Origin of the sequence: Aquabacterium sp., from assembly GCF_004297345.1 — a bacterium.
In the GTDB taxonomy this organism is placed as follows: domain Bacteria; phylum Pseudomonadota; class Gammaproteobacteria; order Burkholderiales; family Burkholderiaceae_C; genus Aquabacterium.
This window is the reverse complement of record NZ_SCTN01000206.1, coordinates 1-7,756: the sequence shown is the minus strand read 5'-3', so window position 1 is coordinate 7,756 and position 7,756 is coordinate 1. Positions and strand designations below refer to the sequence as shown.

Annotated in this window: 5 protein-coding genes; 4 read left to right on the top strand and 1 reads right to left on the bottom strand. The window is 63.1% G+C overall.

The window, feature by feature from the left end; all coding sequences use genetic code 11:
* The first annotated feature begins 135 nt into the window (after positions 1-135).
* On the top strand, positions 136-1,707 hold the full coding sequence (locus tag EPO09_RS07450; RefSeq protein ID WP_290641735.1) for a methyl-accepting chemotaxis protein: 1,572 nt from the start codon (positions 136-138) through the stop codon (positions 1,705-1,707).
* A gap of 34 nt (positions 1,708-1,741) precedes the next feature.
* Here EPO09_RS07450 and EPO09_RS07445 read toward each other — a convergent pair whose 3' ends face one another.
* Positions 1,742-2,932, bottom strand: coding sequence for an amino acid aminotransferase (locus EPO09_RS07445; RefSeq protein ID WP_290641733.1), 1,191 nt, complete (start codon positions 2,930-2,932; stop codon positions 1,742-1,744).
* 208 nt (positions 2,933-3,140) lie between these two features.
* On the opposite strand from EPO09_RS07445, the gene EPO09_RS07440 reads away from it, so the two are divergent.
* The 3 genes from EPO09_RS07440 to EPO09_RS07430 form a co-directional block, all read left to right on the top strand.
* Positions 3,141-4,835, top strand: a complete 1,695-nt coding sequence (locus EPO09_RS07440) for a hypothetical protein (RefSeq protein ID WP_290641731.1) — start codon at positions 3,141-3,143, stop codon at positions 4,833-4,835.
* A 228-nt stretch (positions 4,836-5,063) separates the two neighbouring features.
* Positions 5,064-6,599, top strand: coding sequence for a DUF5666 domain-containing protein (locus tag EPO09_RS07435; RefSeq protein WP_290641729.1), 1,536 nt, complete (start codon positions 5,064-5,066; stop codon positions 6,597-6,599).
* Positions 6,600-6,726: 127 nt separating this feature from the next.
* Positions 6,727-7,756 (top strand): S-(hydroxymethyl)glutathione dehydrogenase/class III alcohol dehydrogenase (locus EPO09_RS07430; RefSeq protein ID WP_290641727.1); only part of this gene is annotated, 1,030 nt, incomplete at its 3' end.

Here is a 7,756-nt window from a genome sequence, read left to right as displayed (position 1 = left end):
TGCGAAGCGATGCGACTCCGGCGGTATCTGGATGGCGTGCTCCATCCAGATACCGCCGGAGTCGCATCGCTTCGCAGGCGGAAAAGCGATCCCTGTGGACATAACAAACAGTCAACATCACCAACGGGTTTCAACATGTTCAATTGGTTCAGACACTTCAGCGTCGCATCCAGGCTCAGAGCCTTGGCGCTGCTGTCCGTCGTTGGCATATTCGGCGTGGCGTGCGCGCTGATGTGGTCCAGCTATCAACAACAACTCGGTGCGCGGCAAGTCGCCGTTCGGCAGGCCGTGGAGGTGGCGCACGCCGCCGTGCAATGGGTACATGCCAAACAGGCCGCAGGCGAACTCAGTGAAGCGCAGGCGCAAAAGATGGCGCTGTCTGCATTGGACAAACTGCGCTATGGCGGCAACGAATACTTCTGGGTCAATGACCTGAACCACCGCATGGTGCATCACCCCATCAAGCCGCAACTCGATGGGCAGGATGTGGCTGAGATGAAGGACCCCAATGGCGTCTTCCTGTTCAAACGCTTTGTGAGCATGGCGAAAGAACACGGACAGGGCTTTGTGAATTACCAATGGCCCAAGCCAGGCATGGAACAGCCGCAAGACAAGGTCTCCTACGTCAAAAGCTTCGAGCCTTGGGGCTGGGTGCTGGGTTCAGGCCTTTACATCGACGATGTGCAGGCCGCCTTCCATCAACAGTTGACCAAGGCCCTGATCGTGGTGACCTTGACCGCGCTCGCACTGGCCGTGTTCATTGAAGTCACGGCACGTGATCTGAGCACGGGTGTGAAAGTGGCAGTGCAACGCGCCGAGGCCATTGCCGAAGGTGACCTGGCAACCGGCCAGGCCCCTCACCCGCTGACTCATGGGGATGACGAGATCGCGCGACTGCTTCAAGCCATGCAACTGATGTGCGCCGGCCTGGCCAGCACAGTGAGCGAAGTGCGCAACAGCGTGGACAGCGTGGCCATGGCCAGTCAGCAGATCGCTGCAGGCAACCTGGACTTGAGCCAGCGCACCGAGAACACAGCTGCACGCCTGCAGTACACCGCCTCATCCATGGACGAGTTGTCGGGCACGGTGAGCCACAACGCGCAATCGTCCACCTCGGCACAGGAGATGGCGGAAGAAGCCTCCAACCAGGCTCAACGTGGTGGCGAGGTGGTCTCCAAAGTGGTGCACACGATGGAGGCCATCCATGCCAGCGCACGCAAGATCACGGACATCATCACCGTGATCGATGGCATCGCCTTCCAGACCAACATCCTCGCGTTGAATGCGGCCGTGGAAGCGGCGCGTGCCGGCGAGCAAGGCCGTGGCTTCGCCGTGGTGGCGGGTGAGGTTCGCACCCTGGCGCAACGTAGTGCCCAGGCCGCGCGAGAAATCAAGACCTTGATCCAGACATCGACCGAGCATGTCGAATCAGGCGCCACGCTGGTTCAAAGCGCAGGTGAAACCATGCAGTCCATCGTGGCATCGGTGGACAAGGTGGCCTCGCTGATCCATGAAATCGCGCATGCCACCACCGAGCAGACGCAAGGCGTGGGCACCATCCACACTGCCGTATCAGAGCTCGATCAGATGACGCAGCAAAATGCGGCGCTGGTGGAAGAGTCAGCGGCGGCTGCCGCCAGTCTGAAAGACCAGGCCGACTCACTGGCTGTGGTGGTCAGCCGCTTCAGGGTGGCGGGCGCGATCTGACGCCTGGTTTGGCACCAGGCGCCGTGCTGGCTGCTCAGATGACCGCAGCCAGCGCTTCGGCCACGCGGTCCACGTTGTTGCTGTTCAGGCCGGCCACACACATGCGGCCGGAACGCAGCAGGTACACACCGTGCTGCTCGCGCAACGCATCGGCCTGTTCGGCGCTCAGGCCCGTGTAGCTGAACATGCCGCGCTGGGTGAGGAAATAGCTGAAATCACGCCCGGGCACACGCTGCACCAGGCCGTCGTACAGACGGCGGCGCATCAGCTGGATGCGCTCGCGCATGCCGCCGAGTTCATCGGCCCAAAGCTTGTGCAAGGCGGGTGTCTGCAACACACGCGCCACGATCTGGCCACCATGTGTGGGCGGGCTGGAGTAGTTGCGGCGCACAGCCGACATCAACTGCCCGAACACGCGTCCAGCCTGGTCCTTGTCCGGGCAGACCACGCTCAGGCCACCCACGCGCTCGCCGTACAGCGAGAAGCTCTTCGAAAACGAATTCGCCACAAAGAAGGGCACACCCGCGTCGGCCAGCGAGCGAATGGCGTGCGCGTCTTCATCGATGCCGTCGCCAAAGCCCTGGTAGGCGATGTCCAGATAGGGCAGCAACTGGCGATCACGCATCACGGGAATCAGTTCACCCCATTGCGCCACGCTCAGGTCCACGCCCGTGGGGTTGTGGCAGCAGGCATGCAGCAGCACGATGCTGTGCCGGGGCAGCGATTTGATCGTGTCCAGCATGGCGTCGAACTTGAGGCCGCCAGTGGCCGGGTCGTAATACGGGTAGGTGTTGACCTGGAAGCCCGCACCTTCAAACATGGCGCGGTGGTTATCCCAGGTGGGATCGCTCACCCACACTTGCGAATCAGGGAAGTAGCGCTTGAGGAAGTCACCGCCCACCTTCAGGCCGCCTGAACCACCCAGCGTCTGCAGTGTGGCAATGCGGCCGCTCTGGACGGCCTCGTGCTCGGCGCCGAACAGCAGGTGCTGCACGGCTTCGCGGTAATTGGGGGCGCCGGCCATGGGCAGGTAAGGCTTGGGGCCGATGTTGGCCAGCATGGCGCCTTCGGCTTCGCGCACGGCGGCCATCACGGGCAGGCGGCCTGCTTCGTCGAAGTAGATGCCGATGCTCAGGTTGATCTTGCCCTGACGCGGGTCTTTCTGGAAATCCTCGTTGAGGGTGAGGATGGGATCGCCGGGGTAGGCATCAACGTGCTGAAACATGGGGGTCCTCGTAGGGCTCTTTGTCGGGGTCTCAAGGGGGCCACTTCGTCAAGCGCAGGCCGGGAATCTGCATTATCGCAAGGGGCGTGAGCCGTCCGGATTTCTGAATGACGAAAAGGCGTCCAAACGCCCTTGTTCATGCGCGATTACCCGGGGGTGCTTCGCGGCATTGTGTGACTTGCCGCTGGCTTGCGCCTGGAGCTCTCTCATGCACACCACCAAACCACTGATTCACACCACACCTGAGCCTGTGCGCGTCACGCACGGTGCTCACGCCAGCGCATTGCGCTGGACCATCATCGCACTGGCCACAACAGGCCTGCTACACGCTTGCGGCGGAGGTGGAGGAGGTGGCGGCAGCAGCGAAGCCTCAGGCAGCGCCAATTCGGGCTCGTTCGCCACATCGCCCTGGCCATTCCCGATAGGGATGTCGCTGGCCTCACCCGCGTCACTGGCGCCCACCAGCAGCGTGATCCCTGGCGGCCAAGGCATCGACAACCTGGGCCTCAACACCACCATGACCACCCAACAGGCGGTGCTGTCCAGCCAGGCCGATGCCATCGCCACGGGCCGCTTGAACTTGTCGGGCAGCGGACTGGTGGATGTATCCGCGCTGTTTGACACCAGCGCGCGCAGCCACGCATCGTGCTATGGCCAGACGGTGGCCTACATCAATCACGACAACGCCAGCGGCACCAGCGGCACACTGCCCGCCGGTGAGGTGGCCATCTGGCGCGCCACCGACAACAGCAGCACACCTGTAGCTTGCGCAGCGGCAGAAGTGACCGCGCAAACCCGGGCGCTCAGCGCGCAAACACACCAGGCCGTGTTGCTGATGGCCGCCCTGCGACAGACGGTGGCGACCAACACAGCCGTATCGCTGCCCGCAGCGGGTGGCTCAACTGACATCACCAGCCTCGCCAACACCCTGCTGACGCCGCTGTTGACCGGGGTGACACTGCAATCGGCCAGCATCGCGCTCAACGCCGACAGCAGCGAGTACACCTACCGGCTGCTGTTGACGCGCGGCAGCGGCGCCAGCGCCCAGGCCATGGAGATCAGCCTGTTGCACACGCCCGCTGACACCGATCTGCACTATGCAGGCACCCTGCGCATCGCACTGGGTTACCTGAGCACGGACGCCAGCCTGGGCTGCGCAGACCAGATCGACAGCGGCACGGGGCGTTACAAGGTCGCCCGACTGGTATCGGTCGGCTACAACCGTCAGGATCAATGGCTGAGCCTGCGTTTGCGAACAGGCCAATACTGCGGCAACGGCACGGGCAACAACCAGTTCGAATCGCTGGCGGCCACAGCCATGTCTGGCGAGCTGGATCCGGCCATTTCTCTGAGCAGCAATGTGCGGGGCAGCACCCTGGGATGGCGCCAAGGCTTCATCCGCATGGGCAACGATGTGCTGGCCTCTGCGCAGACCAGCGATTTCATCCTGGCCTGGCAAGATCAAGCGCTTGGCGGCGTCAGTCGCGCCCGCCTCTTTGCGGGCCACAGCAGCCTGAACACCAGCACCCAATCGCGCAGCCTGGCGCTGTTCCATGGCTACACGAACGACATCAGCAACACCGACGGCACCATGCTGGGCATGGCCTGCAACTGGAATGGCCCCGGCAGCACCAAGACGCTGCACAACGCCTTCCAGTACCAGGCTTTGTCGCTGGGCAGCAGCGAGACAGGCTGGAGCCTGGGTACGTCCAACATTGCCTACGCCCCCACCAACAGTTGCAGCGCCAGCAACAGCATGAGCTTCGATGCCAACGGCAACGGAACCCTGGCTGGTGCGGAAGGGCAAGGCTTCACCTCAGGCTTGGCCCTGCCTTCCGGCAGCAACGACGTGCAGGACGAACTGCTGCAGCAGGGATTCCTGGCGCCTGTTTTGTTGCTGTAAGCAAAGCCTTGTACACATTCGCGTACCTGCCTGACATACAGGTATCGATTTGTAGCCAGAAGAAGTCGTGACCGAGTTCACGACTTCAACGATGCGACGGCCTCGCGCGCTTGCGGGGCCGTTTTCATTTGGTTCGTGAAGCTCGCAAGCGTCTGTTGCAAACAGATGCAGGGCCGGCTTGAAGCGGGGGAATAGTCCTCCTCGGTAACGAACCGAACGAGGAAGTCCATGAAGTACAGCAGCCCCACCCTATTCAAGCTTGGCAGCATCGCCGCAGCCTTGGCCTCCATCCTGACGCTGGTCGCTTGCGGCGGCGGCGGAAGCAGCAGTGACAGCACAGCCAGCTCTGGCAGCGGCGCCTCAACGGCCTCTTACAGCGGCGCGGTCAGCGGCCTGGGCTCGGTCATCGTCAACGGCGTGCGCTTCAGCACCACAGGGGCCGATACTGCTGACAGCGACAGCCCCGATCAACCCTTCGTCCGCCCGATCGGCCTGGGCAGCACGGTCACCGTCACAGGCTCGGTCAATGCCGATGGCACGACAGGCACGGCATCGACCATCACGGTTCATGGCGGCGTGCGCGGCCAGGTCACCGCCATCGCGAGCAGCACCTTCACCGTGGCCGGCCAGGTGATCACGGTTGACAGCAACACCGTGTGGGATGGCAGCACAGCCAACTTCAACCTCAGCGCGCTGCAAGCCAATGTCACGTATGTAGAGGTCTATGGTGTGGTGGATGCCAGCGGCAACTTCACGGCCACACGCGTGGAGCAGCTCACAGCTGCCCCCACCGAATTCGCCATCAAGGGCCTGGTGGCCAATCTGGATACCACCGGCCACAGCTTTGACCTCGCCTTGCGCTCCGGCGTCACGGCGCACGTGAGCTACGCCGACAACATCGTCAAACCGGCCGCCGCCAACCTGGTTGCAGGCGCCGATGTGCGCGTGCTGCTGGGTAGCTCGGCCATCACGTCGATCAACGGCACCAGCAGCGGCACCGTCAACGTGACGGCCGACAAGGTGCTGGTCAAGAAAGAACGCCAGGCCAATGGCATGCCGTCCAAGTTGCAAGGCGCCATCACCGTGGTCACAGCAGGCACCACCTGGAAGATCGGCGACGTGACGATCGACATCTCCCAATCGCCCACGGTGGAAGATGGGCTCAACCTGAGCACGATCACCACAGGCACCATCGTCAAGGTCAAGGGCAGCTTCAGCAATGGCGTGCTGGTGGCTCAGGAGGTCGAAGCCGACAACCATGAACGCACCCAGACAGACGGCGGCGTGAAGCTCTTCGGTGCCGTATCGGCCTCGGACAGCAACGCCCAGACTTTCGTCGTGCAGGGCGTAACAGTGACCATGAGCAACACGACGGTCGGTAGCCTGCCAGCGGTGGGGGCCTATGTGGAAGTGCTGGCGCGCCCTCTGGGCACACCAGCAGTGCTGACCGCCATCGCCGTGAACACCCCGCAAGCAGGCCCCACACCACGCCGCTTCGAGCTGTATGGCTCAGCGCCCTGCACCGCGGGCACGTCTGATCTGAGTGGCACCTTCACCCTGACGCTGCGCGACGGTTCACTGACGGTGGATGGCAGCGCCGCCACGATCAGCACAGGCCGCAACGTGGACATGACGGTATCGAACACGCCCCTGAACTGCCTGGTGGAAGTGAAGGGCTCGATGAGCACCGTCAACAATGTACGCACCCTGAGCGCCACGACCATCGAGGTCAAGAAGCGCGCCGCTTCGGTCTCCTTGCGCTGACGCGACATCCGTGCACGAGCAAGGCCACCTTCGGGTGGCCTTTTTCATGGCCACGCGCCACGGCCGCTTTCAAGCTGTGGAATAGTGATGGGTTGATTGCAAACCCTTTGCGCCTAGGAGCCCAACGATGAAAACCAAAGCAGCCGTCGCCTGGAAAGCTGGCGCCCCCCTGACCATTGAAGAACTTGATCTGCAAGGCCCGCGCGAAGGTGAAGTGCTGGTCGAGATCAAGGCCACTGGCATCTGCCACACCGATTACTACACCCTCTCCGGCGCCGACCCGGAAGGGCTGTTTCCCGCCATCCTGGGCCATGAAGGCGCTGGCGTGGTCGTGGACGTGGGCCCGGGCGTCAAATCGCTGCGCAAGAACGACCACGTCATCCCGCTCTACACACCGGAATGCCGCGAGTGCAAATTCTGCCTGAGCCGCAAGACCAATCTGTGCCAGAAGATCCGCGCCACACAGGGCAAGGGCCTGATGCCCGATGGCACCTCGCGCTTCTCGCTCAATGGCGAGCCCATCCTGCACTACATGGGCACATCGACCTTCAGCAACTACATCGTGGTGCCCGAGATCGCGCTGGCCAAGATCCGTGAGGACGCGCCGTTTGAGACCGTCTGCTACATCGGCTGCGGTGTGACCACCGGCGTGGGCGCCGTGCTGTTCACGGCCCAGGTAGAAGCCGGCGCCAATGTGGTCGTGTTCGGCCTGGGCGGCATCGGCCTGAACGTGATCCAGGGTGCCAAGATGGTGGGCGCTGACAAGATCATCGGCGTCGATATCAACCCGAACCGCGAAGCCATGGCCCGCCAGTTCGGCATGACCCACTTCCTCAACCCCAAGGACATTGAGGCGGCCGGTGGCAACATCGTGGACGCCATCGTGCAACTGACTGACGGCGGCGCCGACTACAGCTTCGAGTGCATCGGCAGCACCAAGACCATGCGCCAGGCGCTGGAGTGCTGCCACAAGGGCTGGGGCCGCTCCATCATCATCGGGGTGGCAGAAGCGGGCGCCGAGATCGCCACCCGCCCCTTCCAGCTGGTGACGGGCCGCAAGTGGGAAGGCTCGGCCTTCGGCGGCGCACGTGGCCGCACCGACGTGCCCAAGATCGTGGACTGGTACATGGACGGCAAGCTCAACATCGACAGCCTGA